Annotated in this window: 1 protein-coding gene; it reads left to right on the plus strand. The window is 64.0% G+C overall.

Features of this window, described 5'->3' with window-relative positions; all coding sequences use genetic code 11:
- Positions 1–381: Ig-like domain-containing protein (locus EN845_RS34015; RefSeq protein WP_210235531.1), on the plus strand; the 381-nt coding region annotated here is incomplete at both ends.

The following is a 381-nucleotide window of genomic DNA, read 5'->3' on the forward strand; positions in this document are numbered from 1 at the left end:
GCCTGGCCTCGGTGCAGCAGCTTGCCGAAGGCGCCACCGTCACCGACGTCTTCAGCTACACCAACTCGGACAACCACGGCGGCTCTTCGTCCGCCAACCTGACCATCACCATCACCGGCACCAATGACGCGCCGGTGGCGGTGGCCGATGCGGCGGCGGTGAAGGAAGACACCAACACGCTGGCCGATCCCAATCCGGTCAGCGGCAATGTGCTTTCCAACGACACCGATGTCGACAATGGCGACACGCATAGCGTCAGCGCCGTCAACGGCTCGGCTGGCAATGTCGGCAACGACCTGGTCGGCACCTATGGCACGCTGCATCTCAACAGCGACGGCAGCTACAGCTATACGCTCGACAATGGCCTGGCCTCGGTGCAGC

This window comes from Mesorhizobium sp. M8A.F.Ca.ET.202.01.1.1 (genome assembly GCF_004791595.1).
Classification (GTDB): domain Bacteria; phylum Pseudomonadota; class Alphaproteobacteria; order Rhizobiales; family Rhizobiaceae; genus Mesorhizobium.